Here is a 25,791-nt window from a genome sequence, read left to right as displayed (position 1 = left end):
AGCTGTCCGCCGTCACGTAGGCACTACGAACTATTAGCCAGCAGTTGGCGTAGGTGCCAGGCCCCAGTCTCTATAAGGATCTGGCTTCTCCCGAATGCTAGGTATCTCGGTTAGAAATCTTCATGGAAAGTCACTTCACCAGGTACTGCGACCTGGTAAGCCGAGACGCGGCGCTCGAAAAAATTTGTCAACTCTTGTACGTCTTGCAATTCCATGAAGGCAAATGGATTCTTCGATCCGAAAATGGGAGCTATTCCCAAGCGCACAACACGCGAATCAGCTACATATTCGAGGTATTCGCGCATCTCACGAACCGAGAGTCCCGCTACTCCCTGCGATAACAGGTCTTCCGCAAACTGTAGCTCGCAATCCACGGCATCTTTAATCATCGTCACGATCTGCTGTTCCAATTCCTTATCAAAGAGCTCAGGCTCCTCAGATCGCACAACATTCACCACGGCGAAGGCGAATTCAAGATGACAACTCTCATCTCGAAAGACCCAGTTGGTTCCAGCGGCCAATCCGTTCAGGAGACCGCGCGATCGGAGAAAATACACATATGCGAACGCCGCAAAGAAGAAGAGGCCCTCGATACAAGCAGCAAAGCAGATTAGATTCAGCAGGAATTGTCTGCGATGTTCTGTCGTACGAAGCTCATTCAGCTGTTGGATCGAGTCCATCCAACGCACGCAAAACTGCGCCTTCTTCGTGATCGAGGGAATGTTCTCGACTGCGGCAAACGCAGCTGCGCGCGCATCCACATCGGGCACATAGTTATCTAGTAACGTGAGATAGAACTGAACGTGCACTGCTTCTTCGAACAGTTGCCTGGAAAGGTAAAGCCGGGCCTCAGGAGAATTGATGTGCTTATAAAGATTCAGCACGAGATTGTTCGAAACGATCGAATCGCCTGTAGCGAAGAATGCAACGAGTCGTTGAATCAAGTGCGTCTCTGCTGGTGTCAATCTGGATCGCAGATCGACCAGATCGGTTGAAAAGTCGACCTCTTCGACAGTCCAGGTATTACGTATCCCATCTTTGAACATTTCGAAGAAGAGGGGATAGCGCATCGGCCTGAGAGTTAGTGAAAGACCCGGATCGAGGATAGCGTTGGGCACTGAACTAGACATTCGATTCTCCATTTCTACTGGCACGCCTCACACGAACCAGGATTTTCAAGGGAACAGGAGACCGCCGCCGCGGTAGATATCACTGTTTCGTTTCTCCCAGCCGCGCTGTTTGCAACAGTTGTCTTAGCAATCTTTGTCGCTGGGCGAGAGCGAAGATAGTAGGTGGTCTTGATGCCCTGCTTCCAGGCATACATATACATCGAGCTGAGACGACCGATATTCGGCGATTCCACAAATAGATTCAGAGATTGACTCTGATCGATGAATGCTCCACGCTCTGAGGCCATATCTATGATGGACCTCATGGGAATCTCCCAGGCAGTCCTATAGATTGCTTTCAACTCCTCGGGAATTTCAGCAATGTTTTGGATCGAACCTTCGCTCAGCTTGATACGGCTTCGCATCTCTTCTGACCAGAGTCCTAACTGCTTAAGTTCCTGGACGAGGTAGCGGTTGATTTGCATAAACTCACCCGACAGCGTCTCACGCTTGAAGAGGTTAGATATCTGCGGCTCGATGCACTCATAACATCCCACGATCGAAGCGATTGTCGCTGTAGGAGCAATGGCAATCATCAGAGAATTGCGTAGACCATTCTCCCGTATCCGTTCTCGCAGCAAGTGCCAGCGTTCTTGCGTGGCTGGTGTTACGCCCCAGAGATCGAATTGCAATTCGCCATTTGCTGCACGTGTCTCATGAAATGCTGGATGCGCTCCACTCAACGATGCAAGATCACACGAGGCAGAAAGAGCTTCGAAGTATATCTCTTCTTGGATTTTGACTGAGAGACGCCTTGCTTCCGGCGAATCGAAGGCGATACGCAGTTGAAAAAACACATCCTGCAGTCCCATGATGCCAAGGCCCACAGGGCGCCACCGGCTGTTAGCAGTGGCCGCTTGATTTACCGGATAGTAGTTGATATCGATGACCCGATCAAGCATTGGTACTGCTTGACGCACCGTGGATGCAAGCTTCGCAAAATCGAAAACACCATTCACTACATGTCTTGCCAGGTTGATCGATCCCAAATTACAGACCGCGATCTCGTCCGACGGAGTGACTTCTGTGATTTCTGTACAAAGGTTGGAAAGATGTACGACGTTCCCATCGCTGCCCGTCTGGTTACACTTCAGGTTGCAGGCGTCCTTGAAGACCATCCATCCATTTCCGGTCTCAGCGAGGGTACGCATCATTCTCGCGTACAGATCCCGGGCTTTTACCTGCTTGGTGTATAGCTTCTGACTTTCTGCTACCGCGTAGGCCTGCTCGAACTCTTTTCCATATAGGTCAGGCAGTTGAGGAACAATCTTTGGATCGAACAACGACCATACTGCGTCCTCGTCAACGCGTCTCATGAAAAGGTCCGGAATCCAGTTGGCCAAGTTCAGGTTATAAGTCCTTCTTGCCTGGTCGCCTGTGTTGTCCCGAAGCTCCAGATAAGACTCAATATCGGAATGCCATGGTTCAAGATAGGCACAGCATGCGCCTTTCCTTTTGCCACCCTGATTTACCGCGGCGACGGAAGCATCTAACGTGCGAAGCCATGGCACGATTCCGTTCGAAAGCCCATTGGTAGCGCGTATCAATGACCCCTCAGAACGCACGCGGTGAAAGGCTAATCCAATGCCGCCCGAGAATTTTGATAGCATCGCAATCTGCTTGTAAGCGTCGTAGATCGACTCCAGCGAGTCATTTGGCGAGTCTAGTAAGTAGCATGACGACATCTGCGAGTGGCGGGTTCCACTATTGAAGAGGGTCGGGGAGCTCGGCAAGTAATCATGCGAGGCCAGCAGACGATAGAAATCGATTGCTTCATTGACACGGGTTGAAAGCCCAACCGCTACGCGCATGAAGAAATGCTGCGGAGTCTCGATGACTTGACGCGTAATCGGATGTCGCAAAAGATATCGGTCATACACCGTGCGCAAGCCAAAATATTCGAACTGATCGGAGAGGCGATCGTCGATGGCATCGTTGAACTTGCGTGTATTAGCGTCGACGAATGCTTCGGTCTCTTCTGAAATCAGTCGTTCCCGGCACCCAGCCTGAACAGACTGAGAGAAAGAGTAGATATTCTGCCCTGCAACCTCTTTTTCAATCGTTGCCAGCAGCAGACGCGATGCAAGGCGTGAATACTCGGGCTCCTCGGCGATAAGGGCGGCAGCCGTCTGAATGGAGATCGAATCCAGTTCCCGAGTGGTGGCACCATCGAAGAGTCCGCCGATTGTTTTTGCCGCCACGCGGATTGCATCGACATGCGGCAGTCCGACGCAGCGTCGCTTCACCGCGCGCACAATCTTGTTCACATCAACGGGTTCTAGTGCGCCATTTCGTTTGCGCACATGCATGGTGGGAACCGATTCGATCGTTGGAAAGCTAGGGTCTTGTTCCTGCAACGTGGCCTGCGCCGCCATGAAATGAAATCCTTAAACCCTGGAGCGGAAAGCGGAAGACGCAGCAAAACAGGTTGCGGCCACCGCACCTCCCCCTCGAAGGTGTGTGAGATTCGTGCCGTTCAGCACGAGCTTCAGGCAGGTCTTCGGACTCTGCAGGCTCCCTACTTACTCCGGCTTCCCAGCTATATGGCCAGTGCCTCAGATGGAGCGTTCGTTCCTGCTTACCGCTGCGGGGCAGTTCCGGATTCTCACCGGATTCCCTTTTCAGCTTCACCTGTATCAGGTGAAGCACCTTGAAGTAGACTGACTATAACAAGGGTCCTCACTCGGGTCAACATCTATATATTGAGGTTCGAATGTAAATACCGGGGCTCCGAGAGGCATCGAAAAAATGAGCCTCACCGTTGGGAAGCTACGCTAACTATCCGGCCTTCCAACCAATTTTGGGCTTGTCGACGAGACAAAGGTCTCCTGCAAGGACTCACCTTGACTTGACCTCCTCTCACATCACAGCAGAAGATCAGACATGGTACGGGCCTTTGCTTCAAAACGGGTGATTACTCCCCAAGGCATTTTTGCCGGCTCTATCATCGTGGATAACGGTGTGATCGTGGATCTGATCGGTGCTTGCGACCTTGATCGATCGATCGAGGTACGTGACTTCGGAGATCTGGTAATCATGCCCGGTCTGGTTGACACCCATGTCCACGTCAATGAGCCTGGACGAACCCATTGGGAAGGTTTCGAAACAGCCACCCGGGCAGCGGCGGCAGGGGGCATTACAACTATTGTCGATATGCCGCTGAACTGCCTTCCAGCAACAATCACAGTTGAAGCCCTCGAACGGAAGCGTTCCGCTGCCGAGGGGAACTGTTATATCGATTGGGCCGCTTGGGCGGGAATTACGGACGACAATCATGACCATCTGCTTCCTCTTGCCGCAGCTGGAGTCCGAGGGTACAAGTGTTTCCTCGTCGATCCCGGCATCGATGGCCTTACGAGACTTACCGTAGAGGGGCTGGAGCGAGCCGCGCCAATCCTGGCTCAAACCGAACTCCCGCTTCTGGTTCATGCGGAGCTGCCTGAGGCTATCGAGGCTGCGACCTCCCAGCTCTCCGAAGCAGATTGGAAGGAATATTCCACGTATCTTCAGTCTCGTCCCGACACCGCCGAAGTGGATGCCATCAGGCTGCTCATTCGGTTGTGCCGGCGATTCCGCTTCCGCGTTCACATCGTTCACTTAGCCACCGCTGGGGCTCTCGAGGAACTCGATAACGCTCGACGTGAAGGCCTTCCTATATCAGTAGAGACCTGCCCTCATTATCTGCATTTTTCGGCTGAGAGAATCGGCCTATCAGAGACCTTGGTGAAGTGTGCTCCCCCTATTCGTTCGCTTCACAATCGCGAAGGTCTATGGGCGGGGCTCCAGAAAGGCATCATCGATCTGATTGCGAGCGATCACTCTCCTTGCCCGCCCGAGATGAAGCGGCAAGAGGAAGGTGACTTCAGCAAGGCGTGGGGAGGAATCGCAAGCCTGCCTCTCACGTTGTCAGTCGTTTGGACAGGCATGAAGAAGCACGGCATCCCCTTGGAAACAATTTCGAATTGGATGGCCAGATTGCCTGCGGCTCTTGCCGGCATTTCCACGCGGAAAGGAAGTATTGCCGTCGGGATGGACGCCGACTTCGTGGTTTTTGATCCAGAAACACGATTCAAGGTAACGGATGGGATGCTGCACTACAGGCATCCCATCTCTCCCTATGTGGGAGAAGAATTGTACGGCTCAGTCCGCTATACGTTCCTCCGGGGCGAACAGATCTATGGCCCGGAAGGCTTTATCTCACCTGGCAAGAGAATAGGAGCGGAGATTAGATTGACGACAGAATGAGAGCACATTTTTGTTCATCTCCATGACTAAGTTCTTGTATGCTACTCAAATTCCTGAGCGCCATTTCGCCCGCTGAAAGGATTCTGTGAATCAACGTGTCGTTGGAACATCCGTTCCCAGGAGAGAAGGAGCAGCGAAGGTTGCCGGTCAGGCGAAGTACGTCGACGACCTCGTTTTTCCAGACATGCTGTTCGGTGCAACCGTACGAAGTAAGATTCCGCGAGGAAAGATCTTGGGAGTTCAGTTCCCTGAAGATATCCCGTGGAACGACTTCATCATCGTCACAGCGATGGACATTCCTGGCAAAAACGTTGTCTCCCTGATCCTGGATGATCAACCCTGTCTTGCCGCCGACTTTGTGAATCATCCTGAAGAGCCTATTCTGCTGCTCGCCCATCATGACCGCTACCTGCTCGCAAGCGCAGTATCAGCAATTTCCATTCAGTATGAGCCTTTGCCGTCGATTCACTCTATCGAGGAGAGCGAGAGCCAGGAGCAGGTTATATGGGGAACGGATAACATCTTCAAAACTTACACGGTCAACAAGGGGAATTTAGAGGATGTCTGGAAAGAGGCAGCATGGATTGTAGAGGGCGAATACACGACCGGAGCACAGGAACAGCTCTACATAGAAAACAACGGTGTCATCGCTCAGTATCAGGAGCCAGAAGGCTGCACGGTGTGGGGTTCAATGCAATGCCCTTTCTATGTACAAAAAGCTCTTATGACCCTGCTGGGACTGCCCGAAGATAAGGTTCGGGTCGTCCAGACAGAAACCGGAGGTGCATTCGGAGGCAAAGAAGAATATCCATCGATGATCGCGGGTCACGCCGCTCTGCTCGCGCGGAAGGCAAACAAGCCCGTCAAGATCGTCTATGACCGCATGGAAGATATGGCGGCGACCACCAAGCGGCATCCCTCACGCACGCGGCATCGCACGGCAGTCAGCAAAGAAGGAAAACTTCTCGGTGGCGAAATTGAATTCGTCATCGACGGAGGTGCTTACGCCACCCTGTCTTCCGTCGTCCTTTCCCGCGGTACGATTCACGCAGCCGGACCATACCTTTGGCCGAATATCCGTATCCACGCGAAAGCCGTGGCGACGAATACACCTCCGCACGGTGCCTTCCGCGGCTTTGGTGCTCCTCAGAGCATCTTTGCCCTTGAGTGTCACATGGATCATATCGCGCGAACTATTGGTATCAGTCCAGACGAGTTCCGCCGCCGCAACCTGCTAAGACAAGGAGACACCACATCCACCCAACAGGAGATTCGCGAGCCGATCGATATGCAACATCTGCTTGATCGCGCTCTAAAGCACTCTGATTATCAGAGGAAAATAAATCGCTTCGCCCTTCACAATCGTCAGAGTTCAAAGAAGAAAGGAATCGGTATGGCTGCTTTCATGCACGGAGCCGGGTTTACAGGTTCTGGCGAGCGATACCTCAACTCCCTCGTAGGTCTGGAGAGTACGAAAGAGGGGGATATCCGAATCCTCGTTTCCAGTACTGAATTTGGACAAGGAACGAACACAATTCTCTGCCAGATCGCGGCAGAAGAGTTCGGCCTCGAATACGACGATGTTCAAATTGCTCCAATCGATACAGCTATCGTTCCAAACAGCGGGCCGACGGTAGCATCCCGAACAGCCATGATCGTAGGCAAGCTGATTCAATCCGCTTCATTGGAGCTGCGACAGAAACTGATCAACACTGGACTGCTTGAAGCGGAATATGACCGACGTAAACTTCGTGACGCATGCAAAACTTATATCGAAAGATTCGGAGAGCTGAAGTCTTATAGCCGCTACGAGGCTCCTCCGAATATCTTCTGGGACGACATAAATTATTGCGGAGAGGCCTACCCCGCTTTCGGCTGGGCTATCTACGTGGCAGAGGTAACGGTCGATACAACGACATACAGCGTTACCGTAGACGATTTCGTCGCTCTCCAGGAGGTTGGTAAGGTGTTGCATCCGGTCCTCGCAGCCGGACAAATCGAGGGTGGCGTGGCGCAAGGCATAGGCTTTGCGCTGTACGAGAAGGTCCTCTGGTCGAAAGGAAGGATGCTGAACAGTCAGATGACCAATTACATCATTCCCACCTCTCAGGACATTCCTCCTATCCGTGTCTACTTCGAAGAAATTCCCTCCCCTCATGGCCCTTATGGCGCAAAGGGTATCGGCGAGCTGCCAATGGATGGACCAGCTCCGGCAATCGTAAACGCCATCATCAACGCGACAGGGCAGGAAGTCCGCTCCATACCTCTTCTACCGGAAGACATTCTGGTGTCTCTGGTTCGCCATCAGCCAACAGATGCGATGGAGTCCTGCGCGTGAAGAGAACAGTTAATCTCACTCTCAATGGAATCTCTCATCAGGTAACCGTCCATCCAATGGGGCGCTTGCTTGATGTACTGCGTCACGAATTCGGTCTAACAGGAACCAAGGAGGGTTGCGGCGAGGGGGAGTGTGGATCCTGCTCTGTTCTCCTAGACGGTGAACTGGTTAACAGTTGCTTGATTCCCATCGCGCAGGTAGAAGGTTCTCGTGTCATTACAATCGAGGGTCTCGCAGCGAAAGCTCTACATCCCATTCAAAATGCGTTTCTGCAGTGTGGTGGAGCTCAGTGCGGAATCTGTACACCCGGAATGATAGTCGCTACTGCGAATCTGCTTGGCCATACCGCATCCCCTACCCTAGAGCAGATTCGCGAAGGATTGAATGGAAACCTGTGCCGCTGCACCGGCTATACACGCATCTTCGATGCAATCAGAAGCGCCGCCCAATCCATGACAGACAGGGATCGAGAAGAACTAACGGTTTTGATGGAAAAAAAGCCATGAGATCGATTCCCTCTACGTTCGAACTTATCTCGCCTGCTTCACTGGAAGACGTTCTCGCCCTCATGGCGAGCGCACCGGGCAAATGGATGCCCTTTGCAGGCGGAACTGAAATCATGGTGCAATTCGCAGCCGGAAAAGCTATCCAACGTCAGTTTGTAAATATACGCGGCCTACCACAACTGGACCGGATCACGGTAAACGAAGGTGAACTTCACATCGGTGCGGGCTGCACGTATACGCAGTTGCGCTCTGATCCCATCATCGCAAGTGAGTTTCCTCTTCTTGGCGCAGCGGCGTCATGGACGGGAGGTATCGCAAACCAGAACCGTGGAACTCTCGGTGGAAATATCGTTAACGCATCGCCGGCCGCAGACTCATTGCCCGCGTTGCTCGTTTATGACGCTGAACTCATCCTCGCCTCTGTCCGAGGAACCCACCGCATCTCCTACCAGGACTTCCATACAGGCTACAAGCGGACCCGGCTGCAATCGGACGAACTCGTCCTGACGATCGTCTTGCCGCGCCGTTATTCCGGTTACATCACTTATTCACGCAAAGTAGGTCCGCGGAATGCGCAGGCAATCTCGAAGCTCTGTATCGCCGTAGCTGCCAAGGCCAACGGAGATATGATCGAGGACATTCGAATTGCAATGGGCAGCGTAGCTCCCGTTCCGGTCAGGCTTCACAAAACCGAAGAGAAACTAACGGGGAGGAAACTGTCTTCAACAGATGTAAGCACGGCCCGGCTTACACTTGAATCCGAGATATCGCCCATTGACGATCTAAGGTCCACCAGTTTCTATCGGAGGACCGTCGCAGGGAATCTGCTCGAAGAATTCCTCATAAATTTTTGCTTCTCTCAAGGACATGCCACGGAACAGAACAGGAAGTTGGAGCAGTGGAATCTTCTACCCTTTGAGGAAGCAGTCGTGAATTTACTCTCGTGCTGTGGCTCGCAGGTATGGGCTGAACAAGTAGCGTCTTCCAGGCCATACAAGAGCTTCGAAGATCTCTCGCGGGCCGCGACATCCGTTTGGCGCAAAATCGGGGAGGATCAATGGCTGCTGGCCTTCCGAAGTCACCCACGTATCGGCGAGCAACATGCTGATAACACTACAACGAGATTGTCCGCGGAGTGGTCCGCCCAGGAGCAAAATACGGTACAAAGCGGCGACGATGAGATCAGGCAGGCGATAGCGGCTGGCAACCGTCTTTATGAGGTACGATTCGGAAGAATTTTCATTATCTCCGCGGCGGGGAGATCCCCATCCGAGATTCTTTCTGAACTCGAGCGCCGGCTCAGAAATACCGACGAAGCCGAAATGGTCGAATCCGCAGATCAACAGGAGCAGATTACCTATTTGCGCCTTCAGAAGTGGTTATCCTTCGAGGGGCAGCTATGAACCGAATCTCGACACACATTCTCGACATCTCGCTCGGAAAACCTGCGTCTGCCGTGGAGGTGGTGCTTCACCGCAAAGAGCAAGACGGCTCTCGACGACTGATTGGTTCGCGAGTAACGGACGCTGATGGCCGCTGCAGCAACCTGCATCCGTTCGATGTTCCGCTCATTTCAGGAGAATATTTCATCCGGTTCGAGACACAGCCTTATCACCAGTCGGTCGGAGTTCAAAGCATTTATCCGTTCATAGAAATTGCATTTCGTATCAGCGAATCTGATCTTCATCTCCATATTCCGCTGCTACTCAGCCCCAATGGCTATACAACCTATCGAGGGACCTAAAATGATCCGCCTCGTTGAAAGTACCTATGGCAAATGCAGCGTGCGTGTGATGCGCCTCAACAGGGATCGCCCGCTGCATGACCTTCAGGAGTGGACAGTCGACATTTTGGTCACCGGTGACTTCGCCGAGTCTTACACTACGGGAGATAACTCGCGTGTTCTCGCTACCGACACGATGAAGAATTTGGTGTACTCTCTTGCGCGCGATACGCTCGCAGCTTCAATCGAAGAGTTCGGTCTTGAACTTTCTGACTGGCTCCTTACTTACAACCCACAACTGCGCAATGTAAATATCTCGGTCAAAAGTGTGCCGTGGTCTCATCTTGTAGTAGGCACAACTACCCATACCTCTGCGTTCTCTCAGACGAGCGGGGAACTCCAGACGACTACGATCACACAAGAGAGAGATCAGGCCGCCATCGTCCTATCTGGATTGGATAACCTCGTCATCATCAAGACAGCGAACTCTGGTTTTGAAGGTTTCCTTCGGGATTCTCATACGACACTTTCCGAGACCAACGACAGGCTCTTCGGAACAGCGATGCGTGCGGAATGGAGATATGGCCAGACGACTAGTGATTTCCTACTACTGCGGCAACGTATACACGATGTGCTGCTCGAAACCTTTGCGACACATTGCAGCAAATCTGTCCAGCATACGCTCCACGCTATGGCAGAGAAAGTCCTGCAGGAGGTCCCCTCGATCGAAGATATTAAGATGATCATGCCCAACAGGCACTGTATCCTCGTTGATCTCTCTCGATTCGGCAAGACAAATCCGAACAAGGTATTCGTTCCTACCGATCAACCATATGGATACATCGAAGCAACGGTACGCAGGGAGATTGAGTCGTGACTCTTTCCTCCCCTCTTATGGTCGATAGTGCCGTAGCTGTCGTCGAGCGATGTAGGGTGCTCGCAAGCATTACCGATGTTCCTGGTATTATCCAACGCACCTTTCTTTCGCCTGCTAGTCGACGCTGCATAGAGAGGGTTCGCTCCTGGATGGAAGACGCAGGACTGTCGGCGTCGCTCGATCCTGTCGGAAATCTTCGGGGCCTCTACCCTGCACGTACTCGCACAGCTCCAAGGCTCATCATTGGATCGCACCTTGACACTGTGCCTGACGCAGGTGCTTTCGACGGAATCCTCGGGGTAATGATCGGGCTTGCACTCATCGAGCATCTCAATGGAACGCGGCTCTCATTTCAGATCGAGCTGGTGGGCTTCTCTGAAGAAGAGGGCGTTCGATTCAAAACGCCGTTCATCGGTAGCAGAACTCTCGTCCGACAGGCCGGTAGAGATCTTCTCTCGCGAGAGGATGCGAATGGCATTACGGTGGAGCAGGCAATTGCGGATTTTGGTCTGCGGCCCGACCGGATCGGAGACGCGGCAATCGACTCTTCCGCGTTCGGATTTCTGGAATTTCATATCGAGCAGGGTCCTGTCCTCGAGAGTTTAGACCGGTCCCTCGGTGTAGTAAATGCGATCGCTGGACAGACGCGCGGCGAAATCATTTTCTCAGGAAGCGCCAATCACGCCGGTACCACACCCATGCACCTGCGACGCGATGCGCTCGCCGGCGCCTCTGAGTGGATAGGTCACGTCGAAGATATCGCCCGATCCACGCGGAATCTCGTTGCAACTGTTGGCCGGATAGAGGTCGCCCCTGGGGCGGGAAACGTCATCGCCGGTCGAGCGTGCATGAGTCTTGACATCCGCCACAGTGATGACGAGATTCGGATAGCCGCAACCAAGACACTGGTCGATCTTGCACATTCCATCGCACAACAGCGCCGTCTCTGTTGTGAGTGGAGACTGGACCTTGAACAAGCCGCTGTCAGATTGGATCCCGCACTTAGTGATATGGCCGTTGAGGCTGTCCGCGCTGCAGGGACTGACCCCGTAATCATGGTGAGTGGAGCAGGCCATGATGCGATGATCCTCGCGGAACACATCCCGTCGTCGATGATCTTCCTGCGCAGCCCTGGGGGTGTCAGTCACCATCCCGATGAGACAGTCAAGATCGAAGATGTTCACGACGCTATAGTCGCTGGGATATGTTTTTTAAATTCACTCGATGAAGTGATAACGGGAACGAATGCATAATATCGGCTACACCCGAAGCAGCTATCAGCGCACACACCTGCTGCAGACGCCAGATACGTTTGTACGAACGAAGTTGCCAGGTATGAGCAAAACGGTTGCCATCATTCACGCCGCCCCTCAAATAGGTGCTGGATTTATGCAATACACAGCGGAATTCGAAACCGGTGGGAGTCTCGGTTCTAACGCAGCACAGAGGTTTGTTTTCGTCTTGCAGGGAACGCTAGAATTCCGACAGGGTGCCTCAAATCACGCTTTGGAGCAAGGAAGCTATCTCCACTTGCCTGACAATGTTGAACATACCTTCGTGGCACACACCGATAGTCGCGCCGTCTTTATCGAAAAGCCTTATGCCGGTCTGCCCGGTGTAGGCCTTGGAATGCAAATCGGTGGAAACATCGGTGATCTTACCTCAAGAGGACTGATGGGTGACGAAGATCTTCAGGTGCAGTTACTCCTGCCAGAGCAGCCTGAGTACGATTATGCCGTCAACATCATGACTTATCAGCCCGGAGCCTCTCTTCCTATGGTGGAGGTTCACGTAATGGAGCATGGTCTTCTTATGCTTGAGGGCGAGGGGATCTATCGTTTGGGTGATTCTTGGTATCCCGTAAAAGCAGGCGACTTCATCTGGATGGCACCTTTCTGCCCTCAATGGTTCGGGGCTCTCGGCAAAGTACCGGCAAAGTATCTCATCTATAAAGATTCCGCCCGCGATCCTTTCGCGCGAAGCTAAGTTATGGCTATTCAGATCAACTCAGACCGGCTTCTTCGAGAGTTAGAGATACTTGCAGCGTTTTCTGATGTTCCGCCTCCCGCCGTGACCCGGGTGGTCTACAGCGATGCTGATATGAATGCGCGAGCTTGGTTTGTAGATCAATGTAAAGCCGTCGGCCTGCGTGTCAGAGCGGATGCTATCGGGAATATATTCGTCCGTCTGCAGGGAACAGCTCCCGATCTCCCCGCAATCGCAACGGGGTCGCACATCGACGCAATTCCCTTCGCCGGCAAATACGATGGGACTGTCGGTGTACTTGGCGGTCTCGAAGCTCTTCGGGCGATCAGAGAGAGTGGACTGAGGGTGAGGCGGTCGATAGAACTCATTATCTTTACCGCGGAAGAACCTACACGCTTCGGAATCGGATGTTTTGGCAGTCGGCTTCTCACAGGAGCTCTTCCCGTCTCTGCCGATGAGAGCCTCAGGGACTCAGAAGGCAGATCGCTCTTCGAGCTGCGAACATCGGCGGGCTATCAGGGCACGATCGAGAGTGTGCTTTTGCCAAACAACTCCTATGCAGGATTTGTCGAGTTACATATCGAACAAGGTCCTCTGCTGGAACAGGAGCAGATCCCCATTGGCATCGTCACCGATATCGCCGCACCAGCGGGTCTGCGCATTAGCGTAGAAGGTGAAGGAGGCCACGCTGGAGCGGTACTTATGCCCTACCGCAAAGATGCCCTCTGCGCAGCGGCCGAGATTGTTCTTGCCATCGAACGAAGTGCTTTGACGACGGAGGAGATTGACACCTGCGCGACCGTTGGTAAGTGCGAGATATTCCCGGGAGCCGTGAATAGCATTCCGAGCAAGGTTCTCCTTGAAGCCGACGTTCGGGATATCAACGAGAACCGGAGGAATCACGTTCTTTCGGAGATTCGTCGTGCCTGCTCCGAAGTTGCTGCTGCGAGAGGCGTCTCTATCTCGCTCGAAACCGTGAATGCGGATGCTCCAGCGAAATCATCGCCTCAAATAATTAAGACCGTCGCAGATGCTGCCCACGAACTCGGTCTGCACTATAAGAAAATGGTCAGCCGAGCTTATCACGACTCTCTCTTCATGTCCCAAATCACGGAAATCTGCATGATCTTCATCCCATGCAAAGGGGGGGTGAGCCATCGCCCGGATGAGTTCGCTTCAGCCCACGACATTGCTAACGGCACGAGGGTCCTCGCAGAGACTTTAATGCGGCTTGCTCAATGACATGATTTCGCCGCTCACCTATTCGCTCCCTTGAGCGGGTTGGCATGAACGTCTCGTTATCACGGATGTATCATCAAGAACAATTCAGGACAGGAACCTGACAATTGGGCGGCCGACGCTCGCCTCACCTTCTTCGGAAAGCGGAATTTGCAACTTTTCTCGAAGCGGCAGCAGGATCGCTGCCTGATCCCTCTCCAAGGGGTCTCCTAAAAGGTAGTGACATTCATAAGACAGTGCTGTGACAAGTTCAGGGCCTGCAGTTCCCTACACTCTGATCGTGCTGAAGATAAAACACACTGTGTACGGGTGGCTACTGTTGGCTTTCACGCTGAACCTATCAGCGAATGCTCAGAAGAGCGCGTTGGACGAAGACCACGCCGGATTCGTACCGGTCATCTCAGGCGGAGCCGGTTACGTCCACAATGTCAGTGGCGGAATCGTCACTCTCGAGCCTCAGATCAATCCTGTACTCCTGGTTCCGTTCGGTCGCCATGTCCTGCTCGAGTCCAGAACGGATTTCACAGGCTTTTTCCAACGCGAAAACCTGACCGACGGCCCCTTCAAAGGTAAGATCTTCAAGACCGTGGAGTACGCTCAAGTTGAATGGCTTGCTAATACCCACATCACCTTCATAGCTGGCAGATACCTCCTTCCCTTCGGCATTTATAACGAGCGCCTGCAGCCTATCTGGATCAAGAATCTTCAGGACGCTCCCATTACAGCCACCATCGGAACCCGCACCAGCGGTGCCGGAGACGGTTTTCAGCTTCGTGGAGTAGCAACACAGCACCCCGGATACACGATTCAATACTCCGCCTACTTTTCCGCGCGAAGTGACATCAATCAATTGCAATCGGCGAGGGTGGCTGGTGGCGACGTTAGTGTTTTTCTGCCGCGTCTCCGTCTTGAGACGGGCACGTCCTATCAGCGGTTCCTCCAGGACCGACAGATCGATAGCGTGGCGGCTTACGTTTCGTGGCAGCCCCGAAAAGCTGCGGTCGATCTGAAGGGTGAGTTCGACGGCAGCTATTACGGCCGCGGCTACTGGCTTGAGACCGCATATAGTTTTACGACGCTGCCGATACCACGCCTGCTACAACGGACCCAGGTTGTAGGTCGCGTGCAACACTTCTTCCCCGCCCACGGAGGCGGCAACAGTCTCCCTCACGTCAACAACCAGAGAGTGGATTTCGGGCTCAACTATTACGTAAGGGACAACCTCCGCTTCATCTCTAGCTATGGAAGAACCTTCAGCTCTCAGGGAAATGCCAATGTTTGGAATGTTGGTTTCACTTATCGCTTTTTCTTTCCACTTTGGCCAGCGAAGAGGCAACCATGATGCACAAGCTGATCCTATACCTAACAATTATTGCCGCGATGATCGCGCCCCTGCATGCCGCTACCTCCCGTAAAGAAGAGGACAAGCGCACTAAAGCAGTGGTCGGCAGTAAGCCGGCTGAAACTACGGGCGACGATGTCTTCCAGGCGAATTGCTCACGGTGTCACATGCCGCCAATGAGCATCTCGCCACGAACAGCGGGTACGGTCATCATGCACATGCGCACCCGAGCGCGCCTGTCCAGAGAAGACGAAATCAAACTGCTCAGGTTCATGGCTCCTTGACCCCGGTTCTACGAAATCATTCGCTGTAGTACATCTCAGTGGAGGACGATTGATGATGAAGATTGTTTCGGTCATTGTGTTTCTGACCGCTGTAACAGTTGATCCGGGCTCACGCGCGCAGGAGCCTGCAAAGACGATTGAAGTCCATATCAAGCGTTTCGCATTCTCCCCTACCGAGATCACTCTTAAGAAAGGTGAGACCGTCGACCTGAAGCTGGTCTCAGAAGACGTCACTCACAGCCTTCTTCTAAAAGACCTGAACATCAGCCGTGAAGTCAGCAAAGGGCACCCAGCAGACATCATGATCACTCCAGAGACGATAGGTGACTTTCATGGCCAGTGCGGTCACTTCTGTGGGAACGGGCACGGCACAATGAAGTTCACAGTTCATGTCACGGAATGAGCTCTACATGCGATCTCCGCCAGCTAATCTTGTCTTCGCCTGTGCAGTGAGTCTGTGCCTGTCCGGTTGCCGTGTGAAGCCTGCAGGCAGGCTCGAGAGCATGATCGTGCAGTGGACGAAGCATAATGTGACGGTGGGTGGTCGTCAAAACATGAACCCAATCCACACCTCTGCCGCAGCGATTGAGGACGGGAAGCAAACCTTCGGTGAGTATTGCGTCGTGTGCCATGGCCGTGACGGGCAGAATACTGGAGTTCCGTTCGCCAATAATATGGCTCCAGCAGTCCCGTCGTTGTTGTCTCGAGAGGTACAAGACTACAACGACGGGCAATTGAAGTGGATTATCGAGAATGGGATATCCCCGTCCGGCATGCCCTCTTCAAAGGGGATCCTCAGCGACGACGACATGTGGACGATCGTAGTCTACCTGAGGCACCTGCCACCTGCAGGAAGTCTTGGTGAGCCTAGAACTTACTCAGGAGAAGAGTATGCCAAATGAGATCCTCCCATCGGAAGAGGCTACTCCCACCGTGTCCCGCACGGCCGTTGCTCAAGGTCTGTGGAATAGGCACGATCTACTCCAGACCGACACCTTCTTCCCTTTGGGATTTCCCCTAACGATCACCACGAACTCGGAGGAGGTACTCGAAGCTGCAGGTCAGAGCTGGGGTGTGTTCGAACAGGCGTACTCCTGCCAGCCCCTCGTCATAACGCTCCTTGTGGAAGGCACCGCAAGCGAAGCCATTCCCTATCCACCTCCGACATCACGCATCAATGGCCGTCTTCTCATCACGATGACTGATGCAGCTAACTTCATCGTGAGCGATCTTGATCACGGCACTGCTTTCGGAAAGGTCGCTCGCCCTTTTGTCAATGGACCGCTGGGTCTCCGATATCACTTTCTCGAAACATCAGCGCTCTCAATGATATCTACATTACGCGCCGCCGCCCTCCATGCAGCCTGCGTTGAGTGGCGCGGACGCGGCCTCCTACTCTGCGGCGAGTCAGGCGTAGGCAAATCGTCACTCGCCTTCGCATGTGCGCAATCTGGATGGAGGTATATCTCAGATGACGCAACCTATCTTATCCTTAATGATCCAGCGCGCACCGTGGTGGGCAATTGTCATCAGATAAGATTTCGCGACTCGGCGACGCAGCTATTTCCTCAACTCCTCGGACGCCGGATAACACTGCGGCCTGCGGGCAAACCCTCCATCGAACTTCCGACCACCGAGTTCCCCGGTCTTTTGAAAAAAACCACGGCAGAGATCGCCTACATAGTATTTCTTCACAGAGTTGACGGGATTACTCCAGGCCTTTTCCCATTAGAATCCAAAGTCGCCTCGGACTATTTCACCAGATCTCTTCTACTTCCACCATCCGAAGATTCATCTGGCACAAAAACGCTACAACGCCTTCTGCGGGCTCCACGATTCGAGCTGCGTTACACCGATCTTTATTCGGCGATTGAACAGATCAAGGGGCTGGTGGAAAGGGAGATCTAATGGCATATCAATCCGCTCCAAAGTCTCTATCCATTCCGACAGAGGTCGTAGCACTGCTAGAGGCATTGCACCTTCGCAATCCCACCGATCATCGTCTACGCCATCTCAGCGACGAACAGTGGCAACGCCTGCTCCGCTTCAGCGACCTTGCGCATCTCACTCTACCGCTTGCAAGCCGTAACCGTAGGGACGGTTTTCCTGAATGGGTCTCACAGAGGCTGACAAAGAATCTCGCAGATAATACGGAACGCTTCCAGCGTGTGAAATCTACTTATCTTGAAGCTGCAAACATACTGGATCAGTTTGGGATTCCTCACATCGTGCTTAAGGGCTTCACGCTTGCTCCCGATTACACCAGGTCTCCTTCGCAGAGGCAACAATCTGATTTAGATTTTTATTGTCCCCTAGACACGATTCCTCGAGCTCAGTTAGCTCTTGGCTCGATTGGGTATGAGCCGGAAAAGACGGTGAACTATTCCCGTGCTGACCATGGCCCGACTCTCTTGAGGTTAGGCACTTGGAGTTGGCGAGGGAATGCTTTTGATCCAGAGATGCCCCTGTCAATTGAACTTCACTTTTGTCTCTGGAATGAAAAGGTTTCGTTTCTCGCTCTTCCGGAGATTGATGAGTTCTGGGGCCGTCGAGAGTATCGCTCGATCGAAGGAATGAATGTCCCGGTCTTGTCTCAGGTCGACCAACTCGGCTATTTTTCGATGCATATCCTGCGAAATCTTTTAGCCCGAGATTCGATTGTCCATCACGCATACGAACTAGCCAACTTCCTCGATGACCGGCGTTTAGACCATGCGTTTTGGAACAATTGGGTCATGACCCATTCACAACATCTTAGATCACGCGAGGTAATCGCATTCGACCTGGCGCGGCAATGGTTCGGCTGCAGTTTCCCCGATGTCGTTGAGAGACAGCTCCAGGAACTGCCAGAGACACAACGAGCGTGGCTTGATCATTTCGGCGAGTCGGCAATCGAGGGTTCGTTCGTCGAGAACAGAGATGTGGCCTGGTTACACTGGAGCCTTCTTGAGCGAGATGAAGACAAGCTGAAGCTTATTCGCAAAACATTTGTCCCAAACCAGCTGCCGAACCCTGATCGCCCCTTCGTCGTCCTGAGCGAAAAGAAGATCATCTCGTCCACCAGTAATCGGTTTCAGCGCCTTCTTTCTTACACTACCCGCCGTACACTTTCATACTCCGCGAGCCATCTCAGAAGTTTATATCGGTGCGCTCGTTGGCTGGCGCACCGACAGCTCAGCTCATGAACGGTAATTGAGGGAGCAGACACACCGCTGACACACGGGGTCGGTCTGCACATCCAGCGTCTGCCGAAAGGACTTGGCCTCTGCAGAATTGATCGCGTCTTCAAGTGGAAGGACCGCAGCAGTCGCAACCCGCGCGTGAAAAAAACACGGGCGAATCGAACCATCGACCTCAACAACAGCTGAGACCCAAGGGGCATTACAACGAGGTGATTGCGGCGGATACTCCCCGAGACGCTCACGGAAGTAGCGCGCAATCCGTCTTAGCTTTTCCGGAGACTCCACAACGTATCGATTACCAGTGTCTCCCGCAGAGATTTCAATCAACAAGTCGATCTCTCTCTCCAGCTGACCTACTTCCTCCAGGGAGAGTGCCGTTTCGTTCTGACGCTGAAGGGGCCATGCTAGGTTTCGGTTGAAAGCATGAGACGTCACGTCTGCCGCCAGAAAGGAGATCGAATCGCAGCCTATCTGTTTGGCCGCGTCCGCCGTCTGCCTCAAGAACCGAAAATTATCACGCTGCACTGTACTGCGTGCGTGGATTAGCAAGGACGGACGGCCCTGCTTTATAGCCGATATACCTTCTTTCAGAAGACGATACGCATGCGAGACACGCCGGATCGAATCGTGTATCTCTTCAGGACCATCCAACGACACGATCACCTCATCTATATGCGTCATCACTGGATCTGCACGTTTCTGCAGAAGCAGTCCTGTTGTCAGTAACGTTATCTTTACATTGCACTCTTTGAGCAAGGCACATAACTGATCGAAATGCGAATGGAGTAACGGCTCACCGCCCGTAAGCACGACCTGCCGCACACCAAGCTTTCTAATCGAGTTCTGATATCTGACAACATTGTTAAGTGACACCTCTGAACCTGCTGCACGCTTCCAAATATCACACATAGTGCATTTGCAGTTGCAGTTCTCATGGACATTGAGAATAAGAATGGGAATGGAGTGGATCTCACCATGTGTGGCCTTCATCGATTGGCTGCTAGCCAGCAATTCAGCAGACATTGGCAGCCTCGGTTGGTAGTTCCCTGCCATCAATCAACGATCGGCGTCTCACAATGCTCTCTGCGAAGTGAGCAAACCACAACTCCCAAGGAAGGACGTATTGCCCGTGAACGATCCGCCAACGCACTGGCCGCGAGAGGATCAATTGCGTCACGCTTTGCACCATAGACGCTTTCGGCTTTTGAGAGGCACGGCCTACCTGCGCATCAACGAGAAAATAGTCGAGCATCCGATTGAAGCGGGCAAGATTCGCGTCTTGCAGCCAGGGCAGCATGTTAACACCCAGTGCAAGGTCTCCCCACTGCTTCAGCGTGCGCGGTTCCTGGATTCCAAGCTCGCGTAGCTGAGGCCAGATTGGGATTCCTGGATACGGCGTAAAGATGTTCGGGGAGAAGCGAACGTTGGGATAGCGTCGACCGACATCGCTCATGGTTCTGAACGTGGTCTGCCGGTCAGCTTCCGTCTCACCAGGATATCCAAAGATCAGGTTGAAGGTAACCTTTATGCCTCCTATCGCCGCCCGCCTGGCGGTCTCGTACATCTCGTCGATTCGTTGGTGCCTTTTGTTCATCAGCTTCAAAACCGCTTCTGAGGTGGATTCAGTTCCAAAACCCATATGCATTACACCGCTGGCTCCAAGCAGGCGAATCTCCTCCTCGGTCATCCGGCAGATGAAGTCTGTAGACGCTTGAAACGTCCAACGAAACTTCACTCCAGATGCCACAATCCCTTTTGCAATCGCGATAGCCCGCCGAAGGTCGACCGGGAAGTTCGAGTCGAGCAATGCGATCTCGTCAATCCTATAGCGAACAACAAGACCAGTCAGTTCCCGCACGACGCGCTCTGCAGAGAGCGCATTGAAGCGCCTCTTATAAAAGACCGTATCTGTGCAGTAGTTGCAGGCGTAAGGGCATCCTACACTCGTCGCATAGGCAAACTTCCGTGTCCCCTCCACGCGCTCGTATGCATCGAAATCGATCATGTCGAAAGCTGGGGCCGGTAGATTTTCCAGTTGTTCTACGGGACGGTCAGGATTGTGAGTTCGCATTACACCGGTCTTCCAGGAGATTCCGGCTATGTTCTTCAACGGAGTTCCAGTCTCTAACGCGTGAACCAGTTCACAGAAGGTGATCTCACCCTGCCCGCGCACAACAACATCTACAAACGGCTCCGCAAGGGTCTGGTCGGGCAGCAGGGTAGGATGCCATCCGCCAAACACGACCGGAATGTCGGGTCGAACTGCCTTGGCCAGAGTAGCGGCCGCAATTGCGCCGCGGATCATTGGCCCCGTCAGCACGGAGATTCCCAGACAAATAGCGTCGTCCAGGGCACTGCGGATGGCCTCTTTGTAGTCAGGGCAGATTGCGGCGTCGATGAGGACTGGCTCGAAGCCATGTTGCCGCAACACAGCCGATAGTGCCAGGAAGCAGAGCGGCGCTCCGAGCGGCTGTCCCTCGTAGGGTGGATAGAAGAGGACGACTCTGCCTGGCATTCTATAGCTCCTTCACCGAGACTCTACGCCCGCACAACGAGACGCCGTCCGGACCGAGTATGTCTGCAGCCGCTTGGAACATTTGAACTGTCGGTGCTGCGAGCCAACGCACGACACCGTCGATGGTGATAGGGTTCAGACCTTGAACACAGGAGTCTGGGAGCCGCGCCAACATCTCCGAAGAGGCGAGCCGCACACTTCCGGCGACCATTACAAGCTCAACCGCCTGCCAGCTCAATGAAGCTAACTGCTCCGCCGGAGTGAGACTAGAGGCTCGGACGGCAAAGACATCGGCTGGCGAACCAGGAACAATACGCCCTTCGCCTTCCTTCAAACGCAGAATTCGTACAGGCTCCTCTGTAACAGCTGCATACAACATGGAGGCCGACATGCCAATGACATTTCGGCAGAAACGTATCTCATCCAAGAGGTCACCAACTGCCGTAAGCGGCGAATCGCTTCCTAAGGCAAGCCGCTCTATGAGGCGCACTTGTTCCAAGGAAGCGGTCTGCTGGAACAGAAATTGATTTGAAGACATGCATGCCACAAGCGAGGCTCCACGCCCGTTCAAATACTGGATATCGTCGGCGTTCAAAGCCAGACCATGTACCAGGACAGTTCGAGGACCGATTGCATCAGCCTCCTTGAGCACCTGCAGATCACGTGCCGCTGTAGAATCCGTGCCCTCACAGGCGTGAATAATAAACGGCTCCTTTGAGCCAGTTTGCTCCCACGCCGTGCAGAGGTCCTTTGCAAACTGGGGCGAGTGCTCCCAGCCGAAACCAGTCATAACTTTGACTGGGAACCCACCGTCGCGAAACACCGGATCAATTGGATTATGATGACAAACTGTTGTCACGCCGCACAGAAGATTTCGAAGGGCACCCCACCAAAGCCTAGTAGCTCTTGGCACTCGCTTATGAAGAGCGATCGTCGGGGCGAATCGGTCTTGAATGTCCAAGGCCCACTCGGTGGCGTTCCCATAGGGCGGTGCGCCCAATCGGGGGAACAGCGCGAACTCCAGATGATCGTGGGCGTTAATTAGACCTGGGAAGAGTACATATCCATCCAGATTGATTCTCAACTTTGGGTCATCTTTCCCTAGCTTGCGACGGTAGGTCTTTCTGATGTTCCTCTGATAAATCGAGATATCCGCAGAGACAGCTTCACTGTCTCCGAGCACACACTGCGCACTTTCGATCAAGAGGCTCCCTTGGGTGGTCTGCCGTCGTAGCTTCGTCGCTTTCCTGAAATGAAGCAGGTAGACTGCAGACCTTTCCTCCGCTGCCTGCCACTCTTTCAGCATGTTGTGACTGTAGAAGATAGCCCGCTCTGGATGTCCAAAGCATGGTTCATGCAGAGCTAAGAGTTCAAAGCCGTTCTGATCCATTAGCTGCACGACCGCCGCTATCGGCCAGTGGTGGGCTGTTAGAACGTGTTTGCTATTTGCAAGACTGAATCGCCGCTCCCAGCCTAGCTCGATCGCAGTACAGGGATGCATGTCTGTGATGAAGGCATCTCCTTGGTCTCGAACTACACGATCCATTTCGGAGGCACAGAGATCCAGGTCGTCAACATAACCCAGAACAAACGAGGCCAGGATGAGGTCCACACTTGCAGAGCTGACCGGAATCGAGGGCAGCACGGCCTCAATGAAATTCGTGCCAGAGAGACCCCGTCTTGCAGCTACGGCCAGCATCTCCGGTGAGGCGTCCAGACCGATCGAGCACTCTGGCGTTCCAAGCCGAGCGAGACGGTCCAACCACCGCCCGGTTCCGCAGCCCAGATCAAGGATGGACCTACCATTGGTATCCGGTAACATGCGCTCGAGAAAACGTTGCTCGAGATGAAGCAGCGGGTTGGCCTGTCTGTCGTAGACCTCCGCCCATGCCGCGAAGGCTCCTGCATTCTTGTCCTCGAGGTCTTCCCGAAAAGATAGCACTGGGTTCATAAGCTTTCTCTTTTCGGCTTGCGGAGACTGATGAAATTATGTGCCCATTCCAGTTCAACTGGATGCTCATAAACTCGCAGAGAGTATCGCCAGCTACTGAGCACCTTGAGCATCAGGCGGCTCCATCGAGGTGCCCGTATATCCTGAACTGTCGGCCACCGAGAAGCCACGACCAACTCGAAATTATCGATCAGTTTCTTCGTCTTGAGAGAGAGCCACGGAGCGCTGGTGTCAATTCGAAGAGTGAAATTCATCCACTTCTTCGTTGCCCACTCCGCTGGAGTGGTCGGAAACGAAATCTGGTCATCCACGTCTCCGTACATCTGGCCACGCTGCGGCGTGGGCGTGTAGTGCTGGATGATGATTTCGCTATCAGGATTGATCTTCTTGATTTTACGGATGAATCGAAGTGTCTCCTTAGTATCTCTGTCAGGATTTTTCGGATTTCCAATGACAAAGGAGAACTCGGGGATGATGCCAAACTCCCGGGTACGTCTCGCCATCAGGAGTGTCTGATCAGTCGTAATTCCCTTCTGCATCTCCTCCAGCACCCAGTCAGCCCCTGACTCTGCACCAAAAAAGATCATCGAGCACCCCGCACGCGCAATTGCTGCCAAGGTCTCATCAGAATAGCGAGACATGATGTCGACACGGGCCTCGCACCACCAACGCAGTTTGAGAGGCACCAATAGATCGCACAGCTTGCGTGCATGATCTTCCCGCAGGAAGAAATTCATATCGTAAAACTGGACCGAATCGGCGCCATATTGCGAGACCAGGTGCTGAAGGACCGCCACGGTTCGCTCGGGAGACTCCATCTTCTCATCTCGACCATATGTGGCATGCACGCCGCAAAAGGAACAATTAAATGGGCAGCCGATACTTGCGTGGTGAACAGCCGTTCGCTTACCAAAAAATGAGGGACGAAGATATCGCTCAACCGGAATACGCTGATAAGGGATCCATGGGAAACTGTCGGGACCCTTCATTGGACGGTCAGGGTTGCTGCGATGCAATCCAAACTGATCCTTGTAAGAGAGACCGCGGATGGAAGTCAGCTCAAGCTCGTTGCGGAGAGCACGAAGCAATTCAAGCAATGTCTCTTCACCCTGTCCGCGCACTGCATAATCAACGTATTTCGCATTGAGTGTCGCATCGGGGTAAATCGACGGAAAATATCCTCCCCATACAATCTTCACGTGAGGGCGAAGTTTGCGGATCTCGCGAGAAACTTCCATTGCGGCCACCATCTGCGGCCCAGGCATGACGGATGCTCCCAGCAACTCAACCTTATACGTATGGATCAATGCGAGTATCGATCCGACTGGATCTTCATCGAGATTCCCATCCACAATCGCGTATTCTTCTCGTCCCTCCAATACCGCAGCCAAAGCCAACACCGCGAGGGGCATTCTGCAGTTGCGAGGTTTCGTTGCGCGAGGATGGAAAAGAATAATCATGACGGTTTTGTGGCGGTATAGATTCGGAAGGTTGCCGGCTCTCTCTTCCGCCGTAATCTTGAAACCCATGGTCGGAGCGCCCATCGAAATCCGTAAGATGGGAGGTGTCGTTCCCACCGAATACCTAAGGAAAGCTCCAGTTCTCGGAGTCGCTCATCCGTAAGAAACTCCTGACTGCGAATGGAATTCGAGAAAGTTCCGAATCGGTCAAAGAATTGAGAACGCCTTTCTTCCAGCATCCGTTCGCCGCTTTCTCGACGGGAATACCATGGAGTATCGGCGACAATAGCCATTCCGCCTTTCCGCAAACAACGAAGAGCCTCCCGCATCAATTTCTCGTAGCTCTCGGCATAGTGAAACGAGGCATTGAACACGACCGCATCGAACTGATCATCACCGAAGGGGAGCCGAGTAGCTTCTGCCTGGAAACGCTGAAACGGCTTGCTGAGTTGCCGGTCGTAATGGACTGCGGCACCCAGGCCATCCGTTTCGTTGATCAGGAGGTCTACCGCGACGGGCATAATATCCATCTGCGCCAGTCGATAGCATAGCCATCCCGTTCCTGCTCCTATGTCGAGAACACGAAGAGGCAACTCAGTCGCCGCCTTCAGAGAGGGAAGGATCCGCTCCTTCAGAAACAAAAATGTACGAGCTCGAATCTTCCATTGTGCCTTGTTATTACCAGAACGATCCGCATATGGAAGACCAAGGTAGTAGTCGCTCTTGTGACTACCGCGCCCTTCCGACGCTCGGATCGCCTCATAATCTTTGATGAATCGTGCGTAATAGGCTGCCCGTTCGACGGGCAGAGATCGCCATATGCCCTCGCGCCGGATCAAAGGAAATCGGCATCCCGAGCAAGTGAAAATTTCTTCTGTGTCAGCAGCACAATCCATCGGTGCGGTGCAGCGTGGACAGCGAATGCTGATTCCTCCGATTGAGGTATGGTTGGAGATCGATAACGGGCTAAAAAT

At 53.3% G+C, this 25,791-nt stretch carries 22 protein-coding genes and 1 riboswitch; of the genes, 15 read left to right on the top strand and 7 right to left on the bottom strand.

What is annotated here, in order from left to right; translation table 11 throughout:
- Positions 1–110: 110 nt before the first annotated feature.
- Complete coding sequence (locus JAO29_RS15055; RefSeq protein WP_334269062.1) at positions 111–1,130, bottom strand: ribonucleotide-diphosphate reductase subunit beta; 1,020 nt, start codon at positions 1,128–1,130, stop codon at positions 111–113.
- Between the two features lie 14 nt (positions 1,131–1,144).
- Positions 1,145–3,544, bottom strand: coding sequence for a ribonucleoside-diphosphate reductase subunit alpha (locus JAO29_RS15050; RefSeq protein WP_334269061.1), 2,400 nt, complete (start codon positions 3,542–3,544; stop codon positions 1,145–1,147).
- 99 nt (positions 3,545–3,643) lie between these two features.
- A riboswitch (cobalamin riboswitch) is annotated at positions 3,644–3,837 on the bottom strand.
- Between the two features lie 215 nt (positions 3,838–4,052).
- Here JAO29_RS15050 and allB point away from each other — a divergent pair.
- The 15 genes from allB (at position 4,053) to JAO29_RS14975 (ending at position 18,894) form a co-directional block, all read left to right on the top strand.
- Positions 4,053–5,414 carry an allantoinase AllB gene (gene allB, locus JAO29_RS15045; RefSeq protein WP_334269060.1) on the top strand — a complete coding sequence of 454 codons (1,362 nt, stop codon included), beginning with the start codon at positions 4,053–4,055 and terminating at the stop codon, positions 5,412–5,414.
- A gap of 85 nt (positions 5,415–5,499) precedes the next feature.
- Positions 5,500–7,752, top strand: coding sequence for a xanthine dehydrogenase family protein molybdopterin-binding subunit (locus JAO29_RS15040; RefSeq protein WP_334269059.1), 2,253 nt, complete (start codon positions 5,500–5,502; stop codon positions 7,750–7,752).
- Positions 7,749–8,258 (top strand): (2Fe-2S)-binding protein, encoded by a 510-nt coding sequence (locus tag JAO29_RS15035; RefSeq protein WP_334269058.1) that lies wholly within the window; start codon positions 7,749–7,751, stop codon positions 8,256–8,258. The genes JAO29_RS15040 and JAO29_RS15035 overlap by 4 nt, the downstream gene beginning before the upstream one ends.
- Complete coding sequence (gene uraD / locus JAO29_RS15030) at positions 8,255–9,661, top strand: 2-oxo-4-hydroxy-4-carboxy-5-ureidoimidazoline decarboxylase (protein WP_334269057.1); 1,407 nt, start codon at positions 8,255–8,257, stop codon at positions 9,659–9,661. The genes JAO29_RS15035 and uraD overlap by 4 nt, the downstream gene beginning before the upstream one ends.
- A complete protein-coding gene (gene uraH / locus JAO29_RS15025) occupies positions 9,658–10,002 on the top strand; it encodes a hydroxyisourate hydrolase (protein WP_334269056.1) in 345 nt (114 codons plus the stop codon). Before uraD ends, uraH begins: the two co-directional genes overlap by 4 nt.
- A 1-nt stretch (position 10,003) precedes the next feature.
- Positions 10,004–10,858: a factor-independent urate hydroxylase gene (gene pucL / locus JAO29_RS15020; protein ID WP_334269055.1), complete on the top strand. Its 855-nt coding sequence runs from the start codon at positions 10,004–10,006 to the stop codon at positions 10,856–10,858.
- Between the two features lie 17 nt (positions 10,859–10,875).
- Entirely contained in the window at positions 10,876–12,111 is a 1,236-nt protein-coding gene (locus tag JAO29_RS15015; protein WP_334269121.1) for an allantoate amidohydrolase, read from the top strand.
- A complete protein-coding gene (gene allE, locus JAO29_RS15010; protein WP_334269054.1) occupies positions 12,104–12,844 on the top strand; it encodes a (S)-ureidoglycine aminohydrolase in 741 nt (246 codons plus the stop codon). The genes JAO29_RS15015 and allE overlap by 8 nt, the downstream gene beginning before the upstream one ends.
- Before the next feature lie 3 nt (positions 12,845–12,847).
- A complete protein-coding gene (locus JAO29_RS15005; protein ID WP_334269053.1) occupies positions 12,848–14,086 on the top strand; it encodes a M20 family metallo-hydrolase in 1,239 nt (412 codons plus the stop codon).
- A 238-nt stretch (positions 14,087–14,324) separates the two neighbouring features.
- Positions 14,325–15,425: a hypothetical protein gene (locus tag JAO29_RS15000; RefSeq protein WP_334269052.1), complete on the top strand. Its 1,101-nt coding sequence runs from the start codon at positions 14,325–14,327 to the stop codon at positions 15,423–15,425.
- Entirely contained in the window at positions 15,422–15,709 is a 288-nt protein-coding gene (locus JAO29_RS14995) for a hypothetical protein (RefSeq protein WP_334269051.1), read from the top strand. The genes JAO29_RS15000 and JAO29_RS14995 overlap by 4 nt, the downstream gene beginning before the upstream one ends.
- Before the next feature lie 52 nt (positions 15,710–15,761).
- A complete protein-coding gene (locus JAO29_RS14990; protein WP_334269050.1) occupies positions 15,762–16,112 on the top strand; it encodes a cupredoxin domain-containing protein in 351 nt (116 codons plus the stop codon).
- The gene (locus tag JAO29_RS14985) at positions 16,099–16,611 is read left to right on the top strand and encodes a c-type cytochrome (protein ID WP_334269049.1); all 513 of its coding nucleotides are present in this window, start codon (positions 16,099–16,101) and stop codon (positions 16,609–16,611) included. Before JAO29_RS14990 ends, JAO29_RS14985 begins: the two co-directional genes overlap by 14 nt.
- Entirely contained in the window at positions 16,601–17,617 is a 1,017-nt protein-coding gene (locus JAO29_RS14980; protein WP_334269048.1) for an aldolase, read from the top strand. The genes JAO29_RS14985 and JAO29_RS14980 overlap by 11 nt, the downstream gene beginning before the upstream one ends.
- Positions 17,617–18,894, top strand: a complete 1,278-nt coding sequence (locus tag JAO29_RS14975) for a nucleotidyltransferase family protein (protein ID WP_334269047.1) — start codon at positions 17,617–17,619, stop codon at positions 18,892–18,894. Before JAO29_RS14980 ends, JAO29_RS14975 begins: the two co-directional genes overlap by 1 nt.
- Here the strand turns inward: JAO29_RS14975 and JAO29_RS14970 are convergent.
- The 5 genes from JAO29_RS14970 to JAO29_RS14950 are packed head-to-tail and all read right to left on the bottom strand — an operon-like array spanning position 18,889 to position 25,713.
- Complete coding sequence (locus tag JAO29_RS14970) at positions 18,889–19,914, bottom strand: radical SAM protein (protein ID WP_334269046.1); 1,026 nt, start codon at positions 19,912–19,914, stop codon at positions 18,889–18,891. The two genes, JAO29_RS14975 and JAO29_RS14970, sit on opposite strands and share 6 nt — an antisense overlap.
- Positions 19,904–21,406, bottom strand: coding sequence for a B12-binding domain-containing radical SAM protein (locus JAO29_RS14965; protein ID WP_334269045.1), 1,503 nt, complete (start codon positions 21,404–21,406; stop codon positions 19,904–19,906). The genes JAO29_RS14970 and JAO29_RS14965 overlap by 11 nt, the downstream gene beginning before the upstream one ends.
- Before the next feature lies 1 nt (position 21,407).
- Positions 21,408–23,357: a methyltransferase domain-containing protein gene (locus tag JAO29_RS14960; protein WP_334269044.1), complete on the bottom strand. Its 1,950-nt coding sequence runs from the start codon at positions 23,355–23,357 to the stop codon at positions 21,408–21,410.
- Complete coding sequence (locus JAO29_RS14955) at positions 23,354–24,769, bottom strand: B12-binding domain-containing radical SAM protein (protein WP_442886404.1); 1,416 nt, start codon at positions 24,767–24,769, stop codon at positions 23,354–23,356. Before JAO29_RS14955 ends, JAO29_RS14960 begins: the two co-directional genes overlap by 4 nt.
- A gap of 44 nt (positions 24,770–24,813) precedes the next feature.
- Positions 24,814–25,713: a class I SAM-dependent methyltransferase gene (locus JAO29_RS14950; RefSeq protein ID WP_334269120.1), complete on the bottom strand. Its 900-nt coding sequence runs from the start codon at positions 25,711–25,713 to the stop codon at positions 24,814–24,816.
- Positions 25,714–25,791: the final 78 nt, after the last annotated feature.

Origin of the sequence: Edaphobacter sp. HDX4 (assembly GCF_036877565.1) — a bacterium.
Classification (GTDB): Bacteria; Acidobacteriota; Terriglobia; order Terriglobales; family Acidobacteriaceae; genus Edaphobacter.
Note: the sequence above shows the minus strand (reverse complement) of the source record. Positions and strands in the feature narration are given on the sequence as shown.